The following is a 25,976-nucleotide window of genomic DNA, read 5'->3' as shown; positions in this document are numbered from 1 at the left end:
TTAACTTGAAATTTTAATGGTAACAACTATGAATATACAACCTGGAAGTCTTATTCCTGTCTATGTTATTGGTGAATCTAAATTCATATATGGTAGTGATATTAATATTATACATATCACAAATGTAGATGAACTATTCTTACATGAACCAGCTATTTGTATATTATCTTTACCTTCTGAGGAGCAAGATAGAGCACTAGAGTACTTACATTCTAAGTTAGGGTTATGGAACTGGCGTATTTACGTATTAAAGGCAAGCGTATTAAGTCCACATCTATCTGATGGATTATGGACTCCAACAAATGTAACAGAACAATGGAATTTACACCGTTCAAAACTAGAGCTAATAAAAGAAGAACCAATCGATAAATTATTGGCGTGGCTTTGGTTAGGAAATGAACGATGTTTAAAACCTCTTTGTGATACTACAAAAAATGAGTTGTATCATTACCCATTAATTTCTTCGTATTTAGGTTATAAAAGTACGTTTATTAACTATCTTCAATTAGAAGTAAAGCGAGGAAATTTAAAGAAAGAATATACAGTTGATAGAATCAGGTTGTGTCCAAGTTGCCATAGTGGTCATCAGAACTATATTGAAACTTGTCCTTCTTGTAAAAGTGTAGATATTGAAGAGTCTATTTCATTGCATTGCTTTACTTGCGGCCATGTAGGAAAGCAAGATAAGTTTACGCAACGTGGGAAGTTAGAGTGTCCAACTTGCTTAACTCAATTGAGACACATTGGCGTTGATTATGACCGACCATTAGAAAATTATAAGTGTTTAGATTGCGACTATACGTTTTCTGAATCTGTAGCTAGAGTCAGATGTTTATCGTGTTCAGACAGTAATGAAATCGATGACTTAATTACTCGTCACATTAATACCTATAAAGCTGATGAACAAGTTAAAAACGTAATGATGTATGGTCAAAATTCATTTAACCAAGAATTATCATTAAAAGGTTTGGTTGGTGGGGAGTCATTTGATAATTTATTAGTGTGGGTTAATAAATTAGCGATTAGACATAAGCATAGCCATATTCTGTTAGGTATTAAGTTATCTGGAGTTGAATCTTATTCAAATCAATTTGGAGAGGCTAAATTAGCACAATTAATTGATCAGATATCTAATGATTTGAATGGTATTTTACGTGATACCGATATCTGTTGTCAGTATCGAACTGACATGATTTTATTACTCATGCCAATGACACCCATTGAGTCTCTATCAGTTTTACAGCAAAAAGTAGAAATCATCGCTGACAAAATTGAATCCGAATTAGTTGTTTTGAATGTTCATATTTGGTCCTTGCCTGAACCATCATTAAATGATGATGCCTCTATATGGTTAGTTGAACAACTTGGTGCTATTGAATAATGAATGAGTTTGAATACGTTTTTTATTCTATGATCGGGATGTTGCAACAAGATATAGGGTTAATATTTTTATTTTTCCCTATTATGATTTTTATTGAATTACCATTATTCTTATTAGTTACAACGGGTGTCTTTCGTTGGTCATGGAATTTAAGTGACGAAGAACCAAAGGAATACCCAACGATTAGTTTTATCATTACCTGTTATGGTGAAGGTGAAGCTATTGCTCAAACTATTGATACCTTAGTTGAACAGGTTTATCCAAGTTTTATTGAGATATTAGTTGTTGTTGATGGAGCAAAGCAAAATGAAGATACTTATAAAGCCGCATTAAATGGAGCCAAAAGACATCAGTTTTGCGAGACGAGAAGAGTAAAAGTAGTACCTAAATGGCAACGCGGAGGTCGAGTATCAACATTAAATGCAGGCTTATCAGAAGCGAAAAATGACTTAATTATCAATGTTGATGGGGATACCTCCTTCGATAATAATATGGCTTGGGAGATGGCGAAACAATTTTCTGATCCAAACGTTCTTGCTTCTGGTGGGGCGCTTCGAGTTCGCAATTGGGATGCTAACTTTTTAACCCGTATGCAGTCACTTGAGTACATGATGTCAATGCAAGCAGGTAAAACAGGAATGAGTAACTGGGGGGTATTGAATAATATCTCTGGCGCATTTGGTGCTTTTCGCGTAAATGTGATTAAACAGGTTGGGGGTTGGGATACTCATACCGCTGAAGATCTAGATCTCACTATGCGGTTAAAGCAATACAAGGGACGTCACCCTGACAGTAGATTAGCATTTTCTCCTCACTCGGTTGGGCATACTGATGCCCCTGACACATTAAAAATATTGATCATGCAGAGATTACGATGGGATGGTGATTTACTTTTTCTATTTTTGCGAAAACATAGAAGTGGACTAACCCCAAAGTTATTAGGCTGGGGGAATTTCATATATACATTAGTGTATGGGGTAATTCAAAACGTGATATTACCACTTTTAATGGTTTTATTTACTTTACATATTTTATTTAATTATCCAGTAACCGTAATTTTAGCAATGTTACTTTTTATATATCTAATATATATGGTTTTTATACTTCTTACGTTTTTAATTTATATTGGTTTGGTATCAGAACGAGCAAAGGAAGATATTAAGCTGTTGATTTGGTTGCCAATTTACCCATTGTATGCATTTTTTATGAGATTAATAACAGCATTTTCAATGGTAAATGAGATTACACGAAGAAGCCATGAAGAATCAAGTATGGCTCCGTGGTGGGTACTTAAACGTGGAAAACGGTTTTAGACATTATGAAAGTTAAGTTTCACTTAGAAAAAAATAAACAGCCAACAACTGAGAATGGCATGAAAGTCGTTTATGGTAATGCTAAAAGAGGAGGATATCGCATACGCTGGTATTCAATTCTAGCTTTAGTATTAAGTCCATTATTTGTGATGTTATATTTGTTTTTTCAAGAATATATATTAACTATTGCACCAGGAATTATTACTAGTAACCCTGTTATATTGACAGCCCCTCAAGATGGATTGGTTATCGAAATTAACGCTAAAGAGGGGGGCAATGTTTTTCAGAATGAAAATGTTTTATATTTAGAAGATGATGTTTTAAATGAAGATATTTCATTTTTGAGGCGTGAGTTAAAAAATGTAGTCAATAGTAAAGTCACAATAAAAGATGACTTTTACCCATATTTATTGGCTGTTAATAATGCAAAGTTGAATTTAATTAAAATAACCAAAATAAAAGAAAAGTATGATGGGTACATAAAAGAAGGAAAGGTATCACAAGTTGATTATGCTGCCATTATTGGTATGTACAGTAATGCTCAAAATTTAATGACTAATGCTGATATTGAATTACGTCAAGCAAAAATAAATGAACATCAGCTTAATCTTGCAGGTGGCATAGCTCAAGTTATCCGAGGGTTAAATCAAGAATTAGTAACGAAGTTAAGCCAATATAATTCACTGAATATTCGCTCACCATTAGACGGGAATATTTTAGATATACATGCAGTTGTTGGTCAAAGAGTAAAAAAAGGTGATGATTTGGTTACTGTGTCATCAAAGTTGGAACCGTTTGTTATTGTATATCTAGAACCTAAATATATAAGTAAAGCAACAGAAGGGGCTTCTGTAACTGTAACCCTGCCAAATAGAGAACGTTTGAAAGGCTATGTGTATCTTGCAATTGAAACAACGTCAAAATTACCAACTCAGCTTGCAAAACCTTTTGAAGGAGCTAAGGCCTTACTTAAGGTAAAGGTGATGTTTAATGATAAATTAGATAAAAGCTCATGGGTGGAAGGAATGCCAGTGCATGTTTCATTTTAATTTATAATTAAAAATATATAAATAGACTTAATTGTGGAGTGTCATTAATCATATAATTAAGTGTAATGGACTATAATTAGAATGCTCTCATATGTCACGTTATTATTCATTTGATTAAATAACAATGATTTAGGAGTGATTGTTCGATGAAGATAGACTATGTTTTTTTAATTAATAAAATTTCTGATGCGTGTGAAATATTAAAGTTTGCAATGGAAAAAGATCCTCTTTTGTTAGTTAATAATAAAGAGGCTGTTTTGAAACTAACGGACTTGAATTTTTGGCTCATCAATGAATTATCAAAGCCAATATATAATAATGAGCACTACAAAGGAATTATGTCAAAGTGTATTAATCTTAATGTAATGCTTAATGAGTTAGGTCGCGAGTAGATGCCATTATTGGTTGTTTATTCATTCATAATAGATTAAATAATATAATAATTATTGAAGGTTGTAAGATGAAAAATATTTCATTAAAAAATAAAATTTTATTTTTAGTGGCATTTAATGCTATAGGGTTGTTTGTCGCATTAAATATTATATATATTAATTATATTGATAATGATAAAACAGAACAGTTTTTATTTAGACAAGTGATCGAGTCATCAGAAATATTTGATAGTTTTGAAAAAAAATTAATCTCATTAAGAAGGTCTGATCTTGCATTGATTTCTATCCGTTTTGAAGATAAAAATGATTTGAATGAAAGAAATATTCTGATTTCAGATATTAATACTCTTTTAAACTCATACAGTACATTTGATTTAGATGTTATAAAAAATGAGAAGTCACAATTAATTTCGTTAAGTAATGAAATCAATGAATACGTTAAATATGTCGATGCTATTAAAGATGGCAGAACATTAGAGCCTAGAGCTAAACTGGTTAGCGATAGTTTAGTTGTCTATAGTAAAATTAATAATAATATACGTGATCTTTCAGGAAAAATAGATACTTTCCTTGAAGAGTATAGACAAATATCAAAACAAGACCGACTAAATACTTTGTACTTTGCTATATTTATTATTGTATCTATAACATTGGTTTCAGTAGTTAGTGGATTATTCATTTCAAAAGATTTGAATCGCCGTATAGCATTGATAAATGCTTCTTTAAATACTTTCATCTCATTGGATCTTCGAGATGGCGAAGTATGTAAATTTATTGAAAGTAATGATTTTGTGAATGATGAAATCGGCAGTATCATGAAATCAATTCGTTCTTTTAGATTGAAAATTGTTAATGTAATCAATGCTGTAAAAGAGAGTATTGATATTAGTAATGATGCATTTAACTTAATGAATCAGCAATCAAAAGAAAATGAAAAAGCAATAACTCAGCAACTTAATTCTGTTGATATGCTGGCAACTGCAATTAATGAAATGCAAAGTGCATCAAATGAAATTGCAAGTAATATCAATAATTCGGCTAATTTTACTACTGATGCATCCAAAGAATGTAATCAAACTAAGCAAATTGTCTCAAATACATCTGAAGTGATTGCTTTAGCTTCTACTGAAATTGATGATTGTAATGCTTTAATTTCTGAATTGCGTAATGATAGCAACAAGATAACAAGTGTTCTAGATATGATCAGTAATATTGCAGATCAAACGAACCTGTTAGCATTAAATGCTGCTATTGAGGCGGCAAGAGCAGGAGAGCAGGGCCGAGGTTTTGCTGTTGTTGCTGATGAAGTGCGTGTACTTGCTCAAAAAACACAGCATTCTACGATTGAAATTAATAGTATCATTTCTAACTTACAAACTAAGACTCTTGATGTAAGTGAGAAGATGGAACAAAGTCAAAATACAATTAAAGAGTGTGTTGAGCAATCTATTGTTTCTAGAAATAATATCGAAATTGTAGATAACAACTTAAATTCTATATCTGATATGAGTCACCAAATTTCTACGGCAAGTGAAGAGCAGACTTGTGTTATTGAAGAGATTAACGGTAATGCTGTTAACGTAAGAGATATGTCTCAAGTGTGTATGGACGTTTCAAGTGTGATTTCAGAGCAAGTTAAAAATATGAATAAAAGCATTTCTAACTTATCTAAAAACATAGATCAATTTACAATATAAGTTCGATTAATAAGCTATAAAGTATTGTACTTTATAGCTTATTTTTTATTAACCAATAAAACTAATGTAAGCCTGAAGAATGATTAGGTTGGTTATATCGATAAAGAATGCGCCAACAATTGGAACAACCATAAACGCTTGTGGAGATGGACCAAAGCGAGAAACCAAAGACCCCATATTCATCACTGCTGTTGGTGTTGCACCTAGGCCAAAGCCACAATGGCCACCAACCATTACTGCCGCATCATAGTTTGATCCCATCGCACGGAAAGTAATGAAGTACGAAAATAATGCCAGAACGATAGTTTGAACCGTTAATATAATTAAGAAAGGTATGGCTAAGTCAAAAATATTCCACAGTTTTAAGCTCATCAATGCCATTGCCAAGAATAAGGAAAGCGAAACCGTCCCTAAAATATCAACCGTTTCAGTGTCAATTTTACGTGCTTTAGTGATCTCACAGAGATTAGTAATGAATACACCGACAAATAAAGCGTAAACAAAATCGGGGATTTTTAACCAAGCAATGCCGAAGCTATTTACAAATTGACTTAAATACTTAGATCCAACCACACAGATAAGCAAGATAAATAGCATTTCAATTACTTTTTTCGCTGTGACTTTATCTTCTTCACGCTCATTATAAGTGACAAGCTCAGGGAAGCGGGTGTGAGTATCAACACCCACACCATACTCTGATTCTAAATTATGCTTTTGAATTAATCGTTGTGCAATTGGGCTACCAATTAAACCGCCCATGATTAAACCAAAAGTAGCAGAAGCCATTGCTAACTCTAGTGTATTGATTTGGTAGTTTTCCGCAAAGGTTTGTGACCAAGCAGCCCCTGTTCCGTGTCCACCAGAGAGTGTTATTGAGCCAGCAATAAGCCCCATTAGTGGATCTAACCCCATTGCGCTAGCAAGTCCAACACCAACTGCATTTTGTATGATGATATAGAATGAAGCAACAGCTAGGAAAAGGAATACTTTAGTACCGCCTTTTAGTAGTTGTGTATAGTTGGCGGCAAGGCCGACCGTGCTAAAAAACATTAGCATGAAGGTGTTTTGCAAGGGTAGAGAGAACTCAAGACTTACGCCTTGAAAGTGTAAAATAGTGATGGCAAAGGCTACAATTAATCCGCCGACGATAGGTTCAGGGATATTGTATCGTTTAAAGAGGTCAACTTTAGAATTAATGAAATGACCCAGAAACAGCACGGCAATAGCAATTAGAAACGATTCTAATGCGCCGATAGATAAAGTGTTTGTCATAGAAGCTCGAAGTTATAATTATCAAACCAATAGGTATGATGCAAGTCTAGATAGTTTAAGCGTTTTTTCTAGATTGCATTGTTAGGAAAATCGAGATTATGCTAACTTATTGAGAATGTCACTATAAATATTCACTGTCATAAAAAGTTCATATTAAAAGTGAGACTCGATAAACACAATCTCGATCTCATCTTTTTCTGTTTTAATTTATTGATTATTAAGGTTTATATGCTTTATTTAGGCACAGAGACATAATAATGCCGAAGCAAATTCCTTGAGTTATCATTGCGGTCCCGCCATAACTAAAGAAGGGCAAAGGGCTTCCCATTACAGGTAATAAGCCTGTTACCATGCCTATATTGATAAATGCATATAAAAAGAAACTAAGGGCAAAAGTAACACTTACCAAGCGGTTGAATGAGGAATCACACTGGTATGAAAGCCAAATCACTCGGCCTGTAATAAACAGATATAATCCGAGTAAGAGCAAACATCCGAAAAAGCCCCATTCTTCAGCATAGGTTGAAAAAATAAAATCAGTATGACTTTCAGGAATGAAACCAAGTTGTCCTTGTGTTGCATTCATCCAACCTTTACCACGCATTCCACCAGAACCGACAGCAATTAATGACTGAATAATTTGGTAGCCAGCACCAAGAGGATCAGATTCAGGATCAAGAAACTGAGTTACACGCTTTTTTTGATAAGCTGCCATCACAAAGATCCATAGCATTGGAACGATAACGGCAATTCCTCCGAGAAAAGAACCAATAATTTTCCAACTCATTCCTGCAAAATAAAGGACAAATAGTGCATAAATAATAGTAAATATAGCACCATCAAGATCGGGTTGAATAAAAATCAAACCGGCAGGAATAGCGGTTACCAATAAGCAGATAAGGATTTTTTTAGCATCGGGGCGTCCGGCTTCAGCAACTAGAATCCATGCAACCATAAGAGGAATCGCGACCTTCACTAATTCTGATGGTTGGAATCGAATAGGGCCAATAGCTAACCAGCGTTGGGAGCCGTTAGTACTGTCGCCTGCGACAATAACACCAAGAAGAAGAAGAACAGCCAAAGCAAATAAATAGGGTGTAATTCGTTCGTAGGTTCTTGGTGGAATACTCGACATGACAACAATACAGCCAAGAGCAATGATAGCTCGAATAAGGTGTCGTTCTAACATTGGTTCACTAAAACCACTAGCACTCCATACAGTTAGAGAGCCAAGCAAAATCAATAATGAAATGGCTATCAGTAGTGGGTAATCGATTCGAGGTGCGTATTTAAACATAGTTAATCATTCATTATAAAATAGATAGACAAGCGATCGCTCATAATATTGAGCCATAAATTGGGTAGAGAAAAGTGCTTGATTAAGGGCTTTTTATAATCGGCGATAGTTACCGAGTGATTTATAAGATGAAGGAAAATAACTCTTTTACGAAAAAAAGCAATCTTTACTTGATGGATAAGGAGAAAAAACTGACACGGCATCGTATCAGTCCTTTAGTTACATTGGCATTAGTTTGAATTTAAAATTCAGCATCAACTTCAAATTCCATTTCAATATTGGTAACAGGGTGACGTAACTTTAAATACCCTGCGTGTAAATGCAGTCTATCTGCTTTAAAACCATATAAATCATCCCCCACAATAGGGGTGTTTAATCCTGCTTGATGTGAGCAATGAACTCGCAATTGATGGGTCCGCCCAGTCTTAGGATAAAGGTAAACCTTGGTTCTATTATTAGCACGAGCAATCACTTGGTAACTAGTCTCGGCACTTCGGCCTTTATGATGACAAACCATTTGGCGAGGTCTGTCTTCCATATCTCCACATAATGGCAGAGTAATAATACCCGTGTCGTTGTCGATATTACCTTCCAGTAGAGCGGTGTAACGCTTCTCTACCGTTCGTTCAATAAACTGTTTCTGTACTTGTTTATTCGTCTCTGGCGTAAGTGTTAGCACTAATAAACCAGATGTCGACATATCCAACCGGTGAACAATTAATGGGCCAGTAGAACTAGGATAGCGTGCCTGAATGCGAGCATGAACAGAATCAGCAATAAATTTTCCAGATACCGATAAAAACTCAGCGGGTTTATTCACTACAACCATTACATCATCTTCATAAACGATGTCTAACTCTTTGCCATAAGACGGTGTCTGTTCTAATGGGCTTTCATCAAGGTTAATTCCAGTAAGCATATGTTCAAGGATCTCAAAGCATTTACTTTGGCACACAGGATAAAGGTTTTTATGCTGGCGAACTTGTTCATAAGGCGAAGAACCCCACCAAAATTCACCGAGTGCAATTGGTGTATAGTCGAAACGAAAAGCCGTTTGTAGCAGTTTTGGTAAATTCTGCTCGCTAGAATAAGGGATTGGGGTTTGCGCCTGTTCAGGAACACTTTGTTTAAACAGTTCAAATAAGCTCTTAATTACACCAGATTGATTAATAAACTGAGTTGCTTTTAGCGTATCTATATCTATTTTTTTCAGCAATTTATTGAGCTGATTTTTATGTAAATCAATGTGGTGAGTGTATTCATTGTGTTGTTGGGTCAAGTCAGCAATAGTTTGTTGCCATTGCTGTTTTAATTGCTTTAAATCTCTCTTTTCACGGCTACTTTGGTTACCAAGTTCAGCAATTAACGCTGCTAGCTTTTCAGTAGATGATGAGTCAGCCAAATATTCTGCTTGGGCACGTCGCTGCTTTCGTTCTTTTTTTGCCACTGCTATTGATTGTTGAAATGCAGAGATCTCTTGCTCTGACTGTACCGTACTTACCGATAACTTTTCTGTTAATGCGATAAACGAGGGTGAACTCTCTAATTGAGAAATACGCGATTTAAGTGATTCAATTTCGCTTTCTTGATGTGAAAATAGTTTATGGTGTGCTTGTTTATCAAAAATGGCATCGACAAAAAAATCAGGAGCTTGCTCCAGACTATTTTCTGAATCTGTAATTGTGCCAGCAAAAGAAGACAGGTAACCCAGTTCTCCTTGCTGATTTTTTACCACAAGAACAGCAAACATCTTACCTTGCTTGGTAAAGTCATGATGCCATGTTTGTTGGTTATCGAGAAAATCTTGTAGTTCCGCCATAGCTAATGATGCCAGTGGATGCGGAGCATAATAATAAGGAAACGTAAACCTTTCTGGAAGCGCGTAGGAGTCTGTTTGACTTGAGAATGGTGTGAATTTTGAGTGTGTCATTTTATCTTGTGACATATTAAAACTCCGCCTCAATATCAAATTCCATCGGTTCTTTGGTCATCGGGTGTGTTAGGGATAAATAGCCTGCGTGCAAATGTAATCGGTTCGCTTTTTTACCATAGAGATCATCGCCAACAATCGGCATATTTAAGCCTAACTTATGAGCGCAGTGAACTCGTAATTGATGTGTGCGTCCTGTTTTTGGGTACAGATAAACTTTAGTTTTATTTTTTATGCGTTCAATGACTTGATACGTTGTCTCTGCAGGTTTTCCATGTTCAAAGCAGACGAGCTGACGAGGACGATCATACAAATCACCACGTAGTGGTAATGTTATCATTCCTTCATCTTGCGTTAATACGCCTTCAATTAAGGCGGTGTATCGCTTCTCAATAGTACGGTTGATAAACTGTTTTTGTAATCGTTTATGTGCTTTTTTGGTTAGTCCTAATATCATTAAACCAGAGGTTGCCATATCTAAGCGGTGGACGATCAATCCTCCAGTAGCATTAGGGTAACGCTGTTGAATACGAGTATAGACAGAGTCTTGAATATTCTTACCAGGAACAGATAAAAAATCTGCAGGTTTATTAATGACAACCATACATTCATCTTCATAAATTATGTCGATGTCTTTGCCTTCCGCTGGGTTGATTAATAATGGGTTTTCATCCATTTCAATTCCATCAAGCATGTGACCTAAAATTGGTTGGCATTTACTTTGGCAAGAAGCATAGAATTTCTTATGCTGACGGATCTCAGATTTTGGCGCTACACCCCACCAAAACTCAGCTAATGCTAATGGTTTTAAATCATGAGTAAACGCATATTGCAGCAGTTTTGGAGCGGCACATTCACCAGAGCCTGCAGGGGGAATATGGTTGGGTGTGTCTTTGAAAATATCATTGAGATCTTTTTCGATACCATGGGTATTTAAAAATTTATATTGCTGAAATAGCTTCTTTTGTAGTGCATTAGATAGGTTTTTGCGTGCCGTTTTTAGTGTGGAAAGCTCGATATTAAATGTATCTAATTGGCTTTGAATACTAGTGATTTCGTTATCCCAAAAAAGCTTAAGATCTCTTAGCGTATTTTTCTCTTGAACACTTTCTTTGCCCAATTTTATCTTTAATTGTTCTAGTGCATCGATAGCTTCTTGATCGTTATCTTGAGCGTGTAATTCGGCTTCTGCACGTTGTGCTTTACGTGATTTTCGACCTTCAATCATCTCCTGACGCTGTGCTTCTAATTGTTCTTTTGAAGTCAGGCTTTTTGCTTTTGCTGCCGCTGTTAATTCAGCTAGTAATGGATTGGCTAGTTGTTGCTTAATGATTGCATTAATTTCGGTTATCTCAGCGAGCTCTGCTTTGAAAAAACCATCTTCCTCTAACATATCAAATACAGGAGGAACAAAATGGGGGAGGTGGTTACTGTCAGCGACTTTTCCTGAAAAAGCAGATAAGAATCCAACCTCGCCAGATATATGCTGAACGAGCAGTACGCCAAACATTTTACCAATTGCTTTATTATTTTCTTGTATTTCTAAGCCAAAATTATGCTGCCATTCTGTTTGACTCTCCAGATGACGTTGTAACTGTTCTGCAGCCAATTCACATAAAGGGTGGGGTTCATAATAAAATGGAAAAGTGAATCGCTCAGGCAAAGCGTAATGGTCAATTGGATGAGAAAAAGAGGTAAAACACAGTTCAGATGTAGGCATAATGATATCTATATTAGCAGGGATGAAATAGGGGGATATTGCAGAATGACGCACATAAAGATAAGTGATTCAAAATTAGGTAGAGACCATGTGTTTTTGAATCACTCGAATGCGTTGGTGTACAGAAGTAAGGTGTTTATTCTGCTACTTTTACGCGAATTTTTTCTTTACCGATTTTTTTACCGTCTTCAGCTGCGATCGCGGCTAACGCTTCTTCTTCAACTAGCATCTCAACAAAACCAAAACCTTTTGATTCGCCTGTAATTTCGTCGATTACTAATTTACAGTATTGGAATGAACCGTGTGCTTGGAACATTTCACGTAATTGGAATTCAGACATGGTGCGAGGAAGATTGCGAACAAGTAATTTCATGAGTAACCATATAATAGTGATTTAAGGGTACGTTATAACAGATCTTGGTGGTTTCCCCAAGTATTCTATCGATTCAAAAATAGAAAATCCGAAACCACATTAACATGATTTCGGATTTGGATTTAGCCCTCCACCCAGAGCGCTAAAATTTGGGCATATTAGGTTGGATTAGAAATCGTAACGCAGGCCAAATTGAAGTTGATCATCTAAGTTATCCATTTGCTCAAATTTATAACCTGCATAAGTACGAAAGCTTTTGTTGAGTTTATAAATGGCTTCAATGGCTGCATTGTTTACAGTGTCATTACTGTCTATTTCTTGGAAGTTATAAACGCCTTGGAAAACCCACTGGTCAAACTTATAAGCAGCGGCAAGTTCGTAGCCGGTTGCATCAAGCTTATCGACTTCACCTGTTGTAAATAAACCAGATACCATAAAGGCATTAAGCGTGTAGCGAACGGCTAAGTTGACTTGATCTGCATCTACTTTTGTTATGCCATTTGGAGATTGTTCACCAGAGGTATAACCAAGACCAAAATCTAAGCCCATTGGTAATGCATACATACCTGAAATACCAAAGCTATCGTTTTTCTTTTCGTTATTAGCAATGTAGTTTGCTTGAATTGTTAGTGCATCAAACTCACCTGAGTATAAAAAGTTATTCTCACGTTTATCTTTGTTACCTGTCGTTAAATCAGCCGCATCACCACCGAATGTAGCTAAAATATCAGTGTAATCGGTAAGCATCACTTGTGCTGAATCTTGCTGACCATACGAGAAATTACCAATGTTTGTGCTTAAGCCTGCGAATAGGTAACGGGTATTTACGGTATTACCTTTACCACTGCCAATCTCAACTTCATAAGTACCAAATGCGCCTAAGCTATCGTTGATTTTAGTTTTGCCTTTTAAATTAATACGAGCACGGCTTTTATCTTCAAATGAACTCTCTGCTGCTGTTTCATTATTATCTGAAATATTCGCGCGAGCTTCGGCTCTGCCACCAACTTTTAATTGTGTATCATCTTGATCATAAACGGTTGCAGCTAAAAGAGGGGTTGATAAAAAAGATGAGACGATAGCTGTTGATAGTAGTAATTTTTTCATTAGATTCCATACCTTTAAAATACCAAAACACTCCGCTTTGGTTTAGTTAATTGCTTGGGATCTAAGATAAATTTTATATATGAAAGATTAATGTCAGTTATGTTTAATATTTATAAAAGTAATGTGTCGTTAGGGTGACAAACACATTACTCTTGATAGTTCGCTTAATTGCGTTGTTGTTTAGTGAATGCGTTTGATGTTCTTTTTATGACGTTCTTCTTCGCTTAAGAGTTGACAGGTCGCACAATTTTTTTTGCCATCAATTTTGTATTTCATGCAGCAGGTTTCACGTTGAACATAAAGGATTGCCTGATGTTTATTTTCAGCAACTCGTATATGAGAAAGATCTTTTCCTATCTCAGGCATAATACTTTCTAACCATTGCTGGGCTTTTGGTGCTACTTGATTAGCGAGTTCTTTTGAGAGCCCTTTTTCAGTTAAGCGCATGAAAAAGACGCTTACGGCAAGAGAAATGGCTCCCCAAAATGGTTTGTGTTTCAATCTTTCTTGCTCAAATAACACACTTAGTCCACCACCTATCTGCTGTAATAAATGGGTAAATGCTTCATCAAGTTTATCTTGGCTCTCTACGACGGTTGCTTGTGATTCAGAAGCCAAAGGATCGGTTGCAAGGCAAACAAAAGGGCAAGCGTTATTAATTTTTAGTGATTTTATCTTTTCGCCATTGGGTGTCGAAATGAAAATATCGTTAAACTGAATAATAGGAACGCGATTAAAGCGTAAACGTAGAGCGACTAAGCTGGTAAAAAATTGGTTATTAAATGATTTTAGCCACATGGAAGCTGAAACATTTTGGTTTACGTTGTTTTTTTTACCGAATAATTCAATCGCGTTGGATAAATGGGCAGGTAACCACTGGTTTAATGGTAAGTGCTTATCATCAAGTTGTTCTTTATTGATTGCTTTGAGTTTGAAATTTTCATCAGCATCGTTTAACCATGCCAATTGCTCTTTTAAAGAGTGGCATGAATTAGGTGATTTTTTGCTACGCCATAATGGCATTAGTTGTTCTGCAATATGCATATGAGCTACTTTAAATTATTATTATTTGTATTTAAGATGCCGGGTAGATTACACCTAAACTTGCATAACGAGAAGCGCCCGTCACATCCGGTTCGTTACTTGGTAAATCATGAATTCGTTGATGTGCTAACCATGCAAACGCCATTGCTTCCATATTGTCACTATCTACATTGTAGTCGTTAGTGGTGGTAACTGCCCAATTTGGCAGATGAACTTGCAATCTTTCCATTAAATAATGATTATGAGCGCCCCCACCACAGACTAATAATTTTGCGTCATCACCGGTATGGAATCGAATGACTTGTTCAGCAATTGTCGTCACAGTGAACTCTAATAACGTAGCTTGAACATCCGGCGTTTGATAATGTTTATTCTCTATATATTGAGCAAACCAATCTAAGTTAAATAACTCACGACCTGTGCTTTTTGGGTATGGACGAGTAAAATATTCATGTGCTTTTAGTTGGTTTAGTAATTCATCAATTATTTGCCCTGAGCGTGCCCATGCACCATCTTTATCATAGCTTACTTGTTGGTGCTCGGTGATCCATGCATCCATTAACATGTTACCCGGGCCGGTGTCATAACCGATAACTGGTGAGTCTTTCTGTAAAATAGAAATATTAGAAATACCGCCAATGTTTAAAATAACGTGAGTACTTTCGGGTTTCCCAAATAAGGTGTGGTGGAAAGCGGGTACTAATGGTGCGCCTTGTCCGCCTAGTGCCATGTCTTTACGGCGAAAGTCAGCAATTGTATTAATTCCTGTTTTAGCCGCGATAATATTGCTATCGCCAAGTTGCATCGTAAAAGGGTATTGTGCATCAGGTGAATGAAAAACCGTTTGACCATGGCTGCCAATTGCTGTGATCTCTTCTGGTTTAATATGCAGAGAATGAAGAAGATGAAGTGCAGCATCAGCAAATAGATGACCTAAGCGATGGTCAATTTCACCAATCACCTTTAAATTAGTTTGTTGACCAGTACAAACAGCCAATAAATCAGCTTTTAATTGAGGCTCCATTGGGAAATCGGCATGACCAAGTAGATTGATTGTTGTGCCATTTGTTTCTACGACAACGGCATCAACGCCATCTAAACTGGTTCCTGACATTAAGCCAATGTATTTTTCCATGCCAACACTCCATAACTGCTGATTAATTAACGGTTTTATTGTGCCATAAAGTCGGTGAATAATATCTATATTACTCACATTATTGACATAAAATTACCATAGATAAGATGTTAATATGTGAAAGGGCATGATACTTTAAGCCTATAAAAATTAAGATGATTTGGAGAAAAATATGGGTCCATTATGGCTAGATGTTGAAGGATATGAAATTGATGCAGAAGAGCGTGAGTTACTTCAACATCCAACAGTGGGCGGATTGATCCTTTTCGCTCGAAATTATCATGACTCAAAGCAATTAGCAGCATTAACCGCTTCTATTCGTAAAGCGGCAGGGCGTCCAATCCTTATTGGAGTGGATCAAGAAGGCGGCCGAGTTCAGCGTTTTAGAGATGAATTTACTCTTATTCCACCAGCGCAAGCATACGCTGAAATGGATAATGGTCTTGAGTTGGCAAAAACAGCAGGCTGGTTGTTATGTTCAGAATTGGTTGCTCATGACATCGATCTTACGTTTGCCCCTGTATTAGATAATGGATTTGATTGTAAAGCCATTGGCAACCGTGCATTTGGTGACGATATTAATACTATCGTTAAATACAGCACGGCCTTTATGAAAGGCATGAAATCAGCAGGAACATCGACAACAGGGAAACATTTCCCTGGGCATGGTGGTGTGATAGCAGATTCTCATTTAGAAACCCCTTATGATCACCGTGATAATATTTTCGAACTCGATATGGCGATTTTTAAAGCACAAATCGACGCGGGTATTTTGGATGCGATGATGCCAGCTCATGTTATCTACCCTGAGTATGATGCATCACCAGCGAGTGGGTCTTCATATTGGTTGAAAGACGTACTGCGTAAACAGCTTAACTTTAACGGCTTGGTGTTCTCTGATGACTTGAGCATGGAAGGTGCCACAATCATGGGTGGGCCAGCAGAGCGTTCTCAGCAAGCCCTTGATGCTGGTTGCGACATGGTATTAATGTGTAACAATCGAAAATCAGCCGTAGAAGTATTAGATAACCTAGCGATTCAAACGGTAGAAAAAGCTAATTCACTATTAAAAACACAACATTTCGATAGAAAAACGTTATTAAGCACTAAGGAATGGAAAACGGCGAATGAGATCGTTACCCGAGCTTATGATCGCTGGAAAAAGTGATCACTTGAGTAATGAGTAGCTTTTAGAGATAAATAAAAACGCACAAGGTTTATACTTGTGCGTTTATTTTATTTATTGAAGTTTAAGCAGAGATGTTCTCTTTATTTCTCTTCCATCGTAAGCATTTTGTAATGTAAAAATATGACCATTATTGGATTCAAAAACAAAAAATGGCCACTCTGTGTAATTTACCCCATCTATCATAGAGGTTGTTTCTTCATAGCGTGTGATTTCTGTATTATTTGATTTTTGTAGCTGTCTGATCATATTAAATGGGTATTTTTCTATAACCCATAGATAAGCGCCTGTATCAAAAAGGTGCTTTAATTCAGCGGTTTCATCTAAGCCAACACCGTTTACATATTCTTGTAATGGAAGTTGTCCTACGTGAGTCATATCCATAAATTCAAAGTCAGAGATGAAAAAATAATCTCCTGTTTGTGAATAATAATAATTTCCAGTCCGGTCAAACCAAAAATCATCACCATGATCATAAGTACCATGATAAACATCCGATTTTGGTTGCTCATCCCAACGTTCTGAATCTAATATAACTTTTGAGAATGAGCGAGGGCTTGAGTTTATATCTTGTGTATACAAAGCCTCACCATTTGGCGTCACTTTTAATATTGGTCCGCCATAAAACTCGCTTGAATTACTGGTTTCAATATCACCAGTATTAATGTTTATTCGCTCTAAAGCCTGCCAATTATACCCAGTACTTATCGTATAAACGTGATCCCCTTTTACTGCAATATTTGATTGGCTGGAATTTGAGTCTAAAAGTTTTTGGGAAGAGGTAGATGGACTTGCTTTATTATAATCTATAACAAAAACACCATAATATTGACTAACTGCAATTCGGCCTTGTTTTTCACTATGATCAACGGATAGATTTTTAGGATAGCTTGTAAGTGCAAATTTTTCTGTTGTATTACTGCTTATGTCATAAACGTAGATAGCATTTTCAGGGGATTCTGATGTCATAACTAAAACATCTAACCCTTGTATATATTCAGCTTCATTAACTGTGAAATCAAATGCTAGAGGGGCATTTATGGCAATTGATTCGTCACCACTAGCAAGAGGAGAGTTAACTTTATAGGTCATAGGAATACTCAGTGGGCTTCCTTTGATTGGGTAGAGACATTCGGCATCATAACAAGCATTGAGCTTAAATTCTTTACTATGCGTATCAATTAATAAGTTACCGGGTAACTTTAAGCCTAGGTCAAGGTCAAATAAATACCCCGTTCGTTGTGTGACATTAAATTTATTAATTAATTCGCTATCGTTTCCTCGACTAAAGATAATTGAATTGCTATTACTGCCAGTAACTGAAATTTCTTTTGAAGTAAAGTTATCGGTAATATTAGCATCATCATAATTGTATTCTCGATTTATTGTAGACTCTGCACTTACCATCCTAATTTCATCGTCTAAGTTTACGTTATAATTGATGGAGGCATTAATTGGAGAACCAGACACTTGTTCATTACAATATTCATCATAGCAAAAATTGATAGAGATATTGTGTGTTGATTGGCCATCACCAACAGCGTAACCAGGAATAAAATCAACCTCAAGATTACCAGTGCTGTCTGAGGTGATATTCATATAGGTTGATTTGATAGCGATGCTGTTATAAAACGCACCAAAATAGAGGTTTTTTGAGGTCGTTCCTCTTGAGTTTACAGGTATAATGACTCGTGTTGATTCTGTCGCATTACCCTGTACGCTAACATGTGGTGAAGAGCTGAATACGTGTAAACTTCCGCCATTACTTCCACCGCCACTATCGCTATCTCCACCGCAACCAGCAAGAAGGGCTGCAATAGAAAGAGTTAAAATTTTATACATATATACCTCTATTTTGATTTAGTATTTTGAAGTAATATCACGTTATTTTATGATTTCAACATAAGATTATTAAACTCTCGGTGAGGTTAGGTGCTGGATTTAATAAGCTTCGATTGGCTTCAAACTTAATATCAATAGGAATGTAATATTACAAATATCAATTAAACTCTTGCATTACATATGAAATGAAAATTAAAGATTTTTAGGTAAGTCTTTTCAGTTCAGAATTTTAATAGATAGGTTAATTAATTACATTGGTATAATCTGAGTAAATATAGAAAGTAAAACACATAAAAAAGCCTCGTAAATCAATTTGATCTACGAGGCTTTTGTTTTTAAATATCGATTAATTATTCAACAGTAATGATACGCATACAGTTAGTTGAACCAACGATATCCATTACATCACCTTGAGTGATGATAACTTGATCACCAGCACTTAATAGACCTTTGCCTTTTAGTGTATTAATTGCCGCATGAGTTGATGGAAGACCAGAGTCTGCGCTTTCATCAAAGAACACTGGCGTTACACCACGGAAAAGCGCTGCACGGTTTAGTGTGCTTTCGTTACGTGATAGAGCAAAGATTGGTAAACCAGAGCTTAGACGTGACATCATTAGTGGAGTACGACCAGACTCAGTAAGTGTGATCATCGCCGTGATGCCTTCCATGTGGTTTGCAGCATACATGGTAGACATTGCAATCGTTTCTTCAGGGGTAGTGAAACGACGATCTAAACGGTGGTTTGATACGTTTACAGTAGGCACTTTCTCTGCACCCATACAAACGCTTGCCATTGATGTTACTGTTTCAACAGGGAAGTCACCAGCTGCTGTTTCAGCAGAAAGCATTACCGCATCAGAGCCATCTAGTACGGCGTTAGCAACGTCCATTACTTCAGCACGAGTTGGCATTGGGCTTGTGATCATTGATTCCATCATTTGCGTTGCTGTAATAACCGTACGGTTAAGGCTACGAGCACGACGGATAAGTTGCTTTTGAACACCGACTAGCTCAGGATCGCCAATTTCAACACCTAGATCACCACGAGCAACCATCACTACATCAGAAGCCATGATGATATCATCCATTGCTTCTTCTGTAGCTACTGTCTCAGCACGTTCAACTTTAGCGACTAATTTAGCTTCTAGACCTGCTTCACGAGCTAGACGACGAGCATAGTTCATGTCTTCGCCATTACGTGGGAAAGAAACGGCTAGGTAGTCTACTTTCATTGCCGCAGCAGTGATGATATCAGCTTTGTCTTTTTCAGTTAGTGCGTCAGCAGAAAGGCCACCGCCTTGCTTGTTGATGCCTTTGTTGTTTGATAGAGGCCCAGCAACCGTTACTTCAGTATGAACTTTATTGCCTTCAACTGCTGTTACGCGAAGTTGTACACGACCATCATCAAGAAGAAGAACGTCACCAGTAGTCACGTCTTGTGGAAGTTCTTTATAATCAAGACCAACAGAGTCTTGGTTACCTTCACCTTTAGGTAAATCGCTATCTAGTGTGAATTTATCACCAATAGCTAATTGAATTTTACCTTCTTTAAACGTAGAAACACGGATTTTAGGGCCTTGTAAGTCACCTAGAATCGCTACGTGAGTACCAAGTTTTGCAGCGATTTCACGAACTTTCTTAGTACGCTCAATATGGTCCTCAGGGCTACCGTGAGAGAAGTTCATACGAACAACGTTTGCGCCAGCGGCGATGATTTTTTCTAAGTTATTATCACGATCAGTTGCAGGGCCAAGAGTGGTAACAATTTTTGTTCTACGTAGTCTGTTAGACATATTATCTCCAAGATGGATGTTGTTGTGTTTATTCTGTGATCAAGTAAACATATATCGAGAATGATGACAATTCCATGATTCAAACAAGGTAATTATCAAAAATTATCACGCAATCGCTAAATATTTGTGCGTTTGTATAGAAAGTCGCCAGTTTCTTTTGATGCAGGTTTCAATACAAAGTTCAGTAGCGCGTGGTTTTTGGCTGATAGGTTGCAGTGCAATAGTTACGTCATCCAATAACTTTACACCATCTAATAACGCTTCTAGTTGCTCAATATCTTTGTTAGTTCCTACAGGGTGTTTAATTTCGTTTGCTCGCATTAATGCGTTTTCTAAAACGGGCAGTTTACCTTTCATATTGATTTTTGGTGAAACCGTAACCCATGTATTTTCTGATGCAAGAATAGGATAAGTACCACTGGTTTCTATTTGACAACGATAACCGTGTTGTTCTAATTCTTCAGTTAATGGTGTTAAGTCATACATGCATGGTTCTCCACCAGTGATGACCATATGTTTTGCAGTGTAGCCTTGTTCTTTAAGCATATTGATTATTTGAGTGCTCGTTAACTCGGTCCAACTTGGTGAGTCTTCTGTTTTAGCTAAAATTGAAGCTAAATCCGTTTGAACACTTAATTCCACATCCCACGTTTGTTTTGTATCACACCAAGAACAACCGACAGGGCAGCCTTGCAAGCGTAAGAAAATAGAAGGAACTCCAGTAAATGTGCCTTCACCTTGAATGGTTTCAAATAGCTCATTAATCTTAAATGTTGACGATGACATAATTATTTTACTCAAATAAAAAACTACAAAATTTGGTGATTGAAATACGTGTTAAAGTCGCATTTTCAGTAAATATTTCATGATCTTCGTGATAAACATCACGTAGGTTAACTCTCGGACTTCACAATTTGTTCGCAAAGTAAAAAAATGATATCCGATGATATTTATTTACTGGAGAGAAGCATGTACGTGGCCCAACCCGGACACATTGATCATTTAAAACAAGTAAATGCTGGACGGGTATACAAGTTAATTGATCAACTAGGCCCAATCTCTCGGATCGATCTTTCTAAGCAAAGTAATTTAGCTCCTGCCAGTATTACTAAAATCACACGTGAATTACTTGATGCACACCTTATCAAAGAAACGCAAGTACAAGAAGCAAATAGTCGTGGTCGACCTGCAATTGGCTTAGAAGTTGATAATGAAGGGTGGCAATTCCTATCTATGCGTTTAGGGCGTGGTTATCTAACCATTGCGTTACATAGCTTAGGTGGAGCGCAAATTATTGAAGAAAGACAAACGATTCATGAAATTGAGCAAGATGAATTACTTGCAAAATTACTGTCTGAAATTGAACTTTTTTTCCAAAAGCATTCTCGAATATTAGGAAGAATAACCAGTATCGCAGTGTCACTACCAGGCTTAGTGATTTCGTCACAAGGCCTTGTAATACAAATGCCTCACTATAATGTAGACAATTTGCCTTTGGGTCCTAAGATCTACGAAGCAACAGGACTGCCTGTGTTTGTTGGCAATGACACTCGTAGTTGGGCGCTAGCTGAAAAGCTATTTGGCAATTCAAAAGAACACGATAATTCAATATTAGTATCAATCCATCATGGGGTTGGTGCTGGTATTATTATGAACGGTGAAGTTTTACAAGGCAGAACAGGCAATATTGGTGAGATGGGGCACATCAAAATCAATAAATTGGGTGCTCGTTGCCATTGTGGTAATTCCGGCTGTCTAGAAACGGTTGCAAGTGCAAAATCATTACGAGATCAAGTCAAAAAGCTGATTGATGATGGGCATAAAACATCATTAAGCGGTAAAAAAATTACGATAGAAAGCATCTGTCTTGCTGCGAATGATGGGGATATGTTGGCAAAACAAGTTATTACTGATCTAGGACATAATCTTGGTGAGGCGATCGCTATTATGGTGAACTTGTTTAACCCTGAAATTGTATTGATTGGTGGAGAAATTAACCTTTCAAAGGCGATTTTATATCCTGTCATTATGGATGCGATCCAAAACCAAGTATTGCCATTGTACGCTAAAGACACCAAGTTAGTCGAAAGCCGCTTTTATACGCAAGCAACGATGCCCGGTGCGGCATTAGTAAAACAGGCGATGTGTGATGGCTCTTTGTTAATGAAGGTGATTGAAGGGTAATATTAACGCTTCTGAACATTATAAAATAGCAGCTGAAACGAGCTGCCATTTTTATTTGTAGGCACTGCTTTATTGTTGAGGTTAGTTAGACTTCGTTTTTAAGAAACGCAATAAAAGTATCAATGTCTTCTTTTGAAACGTCTTTATGAGTAACGAATCGAATAGGGTTACCTGCAGACAGTAAGATATCTTGTTGGTTCGCTTTTTGTACAATATCATGAATATCGATTTGGCTATCTAAGCGTGCAAAAACGATATTGGTTTGTATATGCTCAATATTAACGCTAAATCCAGTCACAGTATTCAGTTGTTCTGCTAAATATTTCGCATTGCTATGATCAATCGCTAACTGTGGCACTTGTTCAGTCAGCGCAAGTTTAGCCGCAGCCCCTAGAATACCAGCTTGCCTCATTCCGCCACCGAGCATTTTTCTGATACGACGTGCTTTTTGAATGTATTCTTTTGGGCCTAATAATAAAGAACCTACAGGTGCAGCTAATCCTTTAGATAAACAAATCGTCATGCTATCAAAGTGCTGAGCAATTTCTTTAATATCAACATCAAGCGCAACAGCCGCGTTATAAACTCGTGCGCCATCAAGGTGAAGTTGTAAGTTGTGTTTATTTACAAACTCACGTGCTTGTGCAAGATAAGAAAGGGGTAAGATTTTACCGTTAATGGTATTTTCTAAGCTCAATAGTTTTGTACGTGCAAAATGGAAATCATCAGGCTTAATTGCGGCTTCTAGTTTTTGAAAACAGAGTGAGCCATCAGGATTGTTTTCGATAGGCTGAGGTTGAATAGAACCTAATACGGCTGCACCGCCAGCTTCATACTTATAGTTATGTGCTTGTTGACCACATAGATATTCGTCGCCGCGCTCACAGTGAGCCATTAAGCCTAATAGATTCGCTTGAGTCCCTGATGATGTAAACAGTGCAGCTTCAAATCCATGACGCTCTGCTGCCCATGTTTCTAGCTCATTAATCGTTGGGTCGTCCCCATACACATCATCGCCCACAGGGGCATTAGCCATCGCCTCACGCATGGCTTGGGTCGGTCTTGTTACTGTATCAGAGCGAAAATCAATCATGTTACTTCCTTGCATTAGCCACTATATCTGAATATAAGATATTTGTTGGCGATGTTGTTGTTATGTTTCACTTTAAAGTCAAGATAACATAGTGCTTCTAGATGTGAAAATAATGAGAGTGAGATCTTTCAATTTAAGAGAGTTAAACATCCATCGTATTTAATAAATACACTGGTGGTAATCACTTTAAATGCCAAAGTATACCAATCTACATAAGTATTTGATCATTCTTGCTTGTTAAAATCGATTATATCTGCGTTATAAATTTTGTAATTAGATCCACTAGTTACTGTAATTTATGCCTTGTTCTAATCGATTTTTTCTACGCAATTATCTGAACAAAGACTTATCCAGAATGGTATTACGACTAAATGGTTAGTTGATTTGGTTATTTATCAGCCAATTACACTAAAGGGCTACTAGGTACAGACTAAAAATTACATTATACTCAAGAGTAATGTGATATCTGAAATGTAAGGGAATGTAATGCAAGGTAACTCAATAAGAACCAGTGCAGAACGAGCGTTGTTATCAGAGCGTATTCAAAAACTGACAACGGCGTTATCTGACGGCGTATATGAAAGAGAAGATACAATGCGATTGTGTCTACTTGCAGCGCTTTCTGGCGAGAGTGTATTTTTACTTGGACCACCAGGTATCGCAAAAAGTTTAATTGCTAAACGATTAATAAAAGCGTTTGATAATAGTAGTTATTTTGAATATTTAATGACAAGGTTCTCGACACCAGAAGAAGTTTTTGGTCCATTATCGATTCAAGAACTTAAAGACAATGGAAAATACGTTCGACTCACTCAAGGGTATTTACCTACGGCTCAAGTTGTCTTTTTAGATGAAATTTGGAAAGCGGGTCCTGCAATTCTAAATACATTGCTGACTGTGGTTAATGAGAAAACCTTTAAAAATGGCAATGAAATACTTCCTGTACCAATGCGTCTTTTGATTTCAGCTTCAAATGAATTACCAGATGAAGACAGTGGCCTAGATGCTCTATATGACCGAATGCTTGTTCGTGTATTTGTAAACCGTATTCAAAATAAAAATAATTTCAAATCTATGTTGATGACGGGCACGATTCAAGAAACAGAAATCGATTCGGCATTAGTGGTAACTGATGAAGAATATCATCAATGGCAAAGAGAGTTCGATGGACTTACTTTATCAGAAGAGGTATTTGAAAAATTATTTGAATTAAAAACAATGCTTGAAAAACACAATGCGTCTTATGATGACTCATTGTACGTATCGGATCGTCGATGGAAAAAATCAGTTAAATTATTGAAAGCTTCTGCATTTTTTAGTGGGCGCGATGAAATCAACCCAATGGATCTATTGTTGCTTCAAGATTGTTTGTGGACAACCCCTGAAAACCGAGAGCAAGTAAGAGAAAGTATTCGAACCTTTGCTTCCGATAAGGCATTTGATCAAAAGAATGTTTCTATGAATATTGAAATGATTCAAAGTGACATTGCTGAGATGGAAGCGCAGGTTCTTGTTGAGCAAGGTATCGCTCTTCATATTGAATCGGCGGGTAATCGTCTGATGAAAAAAGAAAGCTTTGAATTTGATTTCAACAAAGGCAAGCGATACAGCGTGGGTCATACGCATCAGTTGGTTAAGTTGATCATGCTGCAATCAAACATGTCTGTCTCTGAAGGTGAGAAAGGGGACAGTCGCTGGGTTTATGTTAACCCTGAAGAGCTGGCTAAGCAGATGAAAGAAGGGAGAGCAACGGTATATGGTTATGTAAATCAGAATCAAAATCTATGCAGCTTAACGTTTGAATTGGATGCTGATTGCAGATTAGTAATCAAAGATATCGCAAATCGTTCTGTTCTTGTTGGTATGGTGGGTCATAATGATCCAACACAAAGCCAGTTTGATGAATGGACACAAAAAATAGCGCATAACCAACAGCACTTAGATGAAGCAGAGCACCAGTTAAGAAAAAGTCGTGCTCAATTTCATTCTGCATTGCCTCATAACTTCATTGAAGAGAGCTTACCATCAGTGATTGAAAACAGTTTACACCTTTTAGGTCAGCGTATTGAAAGCTGTAAATCTCAATTTGAAGGGGCAAGCCGTCGCATGTTGAAATTTAGCGACTATTATTCATAGGCTATGATCTCTTTTAGAATACAAGGAAA

Annotated in this window: 20 protein-coding genes; 8 read left to right on the top strand and 12 right to left on the bottom strand. The window is 36.8% G+C overall.

Annotated elements, in window-relative coordinates; genetic code table 11:
• The first annotated feature begins 28 nt into the window (after window positions 1-28).
• From PVK70_RS07085 to PVK70_RS07065, 5 genes are all read left to right on the top strand, one after another.
• Window positions 29-1,381 (top strand): diguanylate cyclase domain-containing protein, encoded by a 1,353-nt coding sequence (locus tag PVK70_RS07085; protein WP_130048137.1) that lies wholly within the window; start codon window positions 29-31, stop codon window positions 1,379-1,381.
• Window positions 1,381-2,694: a glycosyltransferase family 2 protein gene (locus PVK70_RS07080; RefSeq protein WP_130048136.1), complete on the top strand. Its 1,314-nt coding sequence runs from the start codon at window positions 1,381-1,383 to the stop codon at window positions 2,692-2,694. The genes PVK70_RS07085 and PVK70_RS07080 overlap by 1 nt, the downstream gene beginning before the upstream one ends.
• Window positions 2,695-2,699: 5 nt before the next feature.
• Entirely contained in the window at window positions 2,700-3,743 is a 1,044-nt protein-coding gene (locus PVK70_RS07075; RefSeq protein WP_130048135.1) for an HlyD family secretion protein, read from the top strand.
• A 146-nt stretch (window positions 3,744-3,889) separates the two neighbouring features.
• On the top strand, window positions 3,890-4,135 hold the full coding sequence (locus tag PVK70_RS07070; RefSeq protein ID WP_130048134.1) for a hypothetical protein: 246 nt from the start codon (window positions 3,890-3,892) through the stop codon (window positions 4,133-4,135).
• A gap of 68 nt (window positions 4,136-4,203) precedes the next feature.
• A complete protein-coding gene (locus tag PVK70_RS07065) occupies window positions 4,204-5,832 on the top strand; it encodes a methyl-accepting chemotaxis protein (RefSeq protein WP_165367161.1) in 1,629 nt (542 codons plus the stop codon).
• Between the two features lie 48 nt (window positions 5,833-5,880).
• Here PVK70_RS07065 and gltS read toward each other — a convergent pair whose 3' ends face one another.
• The 8 genes from gltS to PVK70_RS07025 form a co-directional block, all read right to left on the bottom strand.
• Window positions 5,881-7,104, bottom strand: a complete 1,224-nt coding sequence (gene gltS, locus PVK70_RS07060; RefSeq protein ID WP_130045841.1) for a sodium/glutamate symporter — start codon at window positions 7,102-7,104, stop codon at window positions 5,881-5,883.
• A gap of 217 nt (window positions 7,105-7,321) precedes the next feature.
• The gene (gene rodA, locus PVK70_RS07055; protein WP_130048132.1) at window positions 7,322-8,401 is read right to left on the bottom strand and encodes a rod shape-determining protein RodA; all 1,080 of its coding nucleotides are present in this window, start codon (window positions 8,399-8,401) and stop codon (window positions 7,322-7,324) included.
• 241 nt (window positions 8,402-8,642) lie between these two features.
• Window positions 8,643-10,346, bottom strand: coding sequence for an RluA family pseudouridine synthase (locus PVK70_RS07050; RefSeq protein ID WP_422836533.1), 1,704 nt, complete (start codon window positions 10,344-10,346; stop codon window positions 8,643-8,645).
• Between the two features lies 1 nt (window position 10,347).
• Window positions 10,348-12,051 (bottom strand): RluA family pseudouridine synthase, encoded by a 1,704-nt coding sequence (locus PVK70_RS07045; protein ID WP_130048131.1) that lies wholly within the window; start codon window positions 12,049-12,051, stop codon window positions 10,348-10,350.
• 136 nt (window positions 12,052-12,187) lie between these two features.
• Window positions 12,188-12,424, bottom strand: a complete 237-nt coding sequence (locus tag PVK70_RS07040) for an RNA recognition motif domain-containing protein (RefSeq protein ID WP_130048130.1) — start codon at window positions 12,422-12,424, stop codon at window positions 12,188-12,190.
• Between the two features lie 168 nt (window positions 12,425-12,592).
• Window positions 12,593-13,531, bottom strand: coding sequence for a porin (locus tag PVK70_RS07035; RefSeq protein ID WP_130048129.1), 939 nt, complete (start codon window positions 13,529-13,531; stop codon window positions 12,593-12,595).
• Window positions 13,532-13,711: 180 nt separating this feature from the next.
• Window positions 13,712-14,575, bottom strand: coding sequence for a (2Fe-2S)-binding protein (locus PVK70_RS07030; protein ID WP_130048128.1), 864 nt, complete (start codon window positions 14,573-14,575; stop codon window positions 13,712-13,714).
• 31 nt (window positions 14,576-14,606) lie between these two features.
• Entirely contained in the window at window positions 14,607-15,710 is a 1,104-nt protein-coding gene (locus tag PVK70_RS07025; protein WP_130048127.1) for an anhydro-N-acetylmuramic acid kinase, read from the bottom strand.
• A 172-nt stretch (window positions 15,711-15,882) separates the two neighbouring features.
• Here PVK70_RS07025 and nagZ point away from each other — a divergent pair, with 172 nt between their 5' ends.
• Entirely contained in the window at window positions 15,883-16,878 is a 996-nt protein-coding gene (gene nagZ, locus PVK70_RS07020) for a beta-N-acetylhexosaminidase (RefSeq protein WP_130048126.1), read from the top strand.
• Between the two features lie 72 nt (window positions 16,879-16,950).
• Here nagZ and PVK70_RS07015 read toward each other — a convergent pair whose 3' ends face one another.
• The 3 genes from PVK70_RS07015 to queE form a co-directional block, all read right to left on the bottom strand.
• Window positions 16,951-18,738 (bottom strand): hypothetical protein, encoded by a 1,788-nt coding sequence (locus tag PVK70_RS07015; RefSeq protein WP_130048125.1) that lies wholly within the window; start codon window positions 18,736-18,738, stop codon window positions 16,951-16,953.
• A gap of 350 nt (window positions 18,739-19,088) precedes the next feature.
• Window positions 19,089-20,534, bottom strand: a complete 1,446-nt coding sequence (gene pyk, locus PVK70_RS07010) for a pyruvate kinase (RefSeq protein WP_130048124.1) — start codon at window positions 20,532-20,534, stop codon at window positions 19,089-19,091.
• 105 nt (window positions 20,535-20,639) lie between these two features.
• Window positions 20,640-21,320, bottom strand: coding sequence for a 7-carboxy-7-deazaguanine synthase QueE (gene queE / locus PVK70_RS07005; protein ID WP_130048123.1), 681 nt, complete (start codon window positions 21,318-21,320; stop codon window positions 20,640-20,642).
• Window positions 21,321-21,503: 183 nt separating this feature from the next.
• Here queE and mlc point away from each other — a divergent pair, with 183 nt between their 5' ends.
• On the top strand, window positions 21,504-22,718 hold the full coding sequence (gene mlc / locus PVK70_RS07000) for a sugar metabolism global transcriptional regulator Mlc (RefSeq protein ID WP_130045852.1): 1,215 nt from the start codon (window positions 21,504-21,506) through the stop codon (window positions 22,716-22,718).
• 85 nt (window positions 22,719-22,803) lie between these two features.
• On the opposite strand, the gene ltaE is transcribed toward mlc, so the two are convergent.
• Entirely contained in the window at window positions 22,804-23,808 is a 1,005-nt protein-coding gene (gene ltaE, locus PVK70_RS06995) for a low-specificity L-threonine aldolase (protein ID WP_207216394.1), read from the bottom strand.
• Window positions 23,809-24,297: 489 nt separating this feature from the next.
• On the opposite strand from ltaE, the gene PVK70_RS06990 reads away from it, so the two are divergent.
• Complete coding sequence (locus PVK70_RS06990) at window positions 24,298-25,947, top strand: ATPase RavA domain-containing protein (RefSeq protein WP_130048121.1); 1,650 nt, start codon at window positions 24,298-24,300, stop codon at window positions 25,945-25,947.
• Window positions 25,948-25,976 lie beyond the last annotated feature (29 nt).

The organism is Aliivibrio sp. A6, assembly GCF_028765505.1.
GTDB lineage: Bacteria > Pseudomonadota > Gammaproteobacteria > Enterobacterales > Vibrionaceae > Aliivibrio > Aliivibrio finisterrensis_A.
Note: the sequence above shows the minus strand (reverse complement) of the source record. Positions and strands in the feature narration are given on the sequence as shown.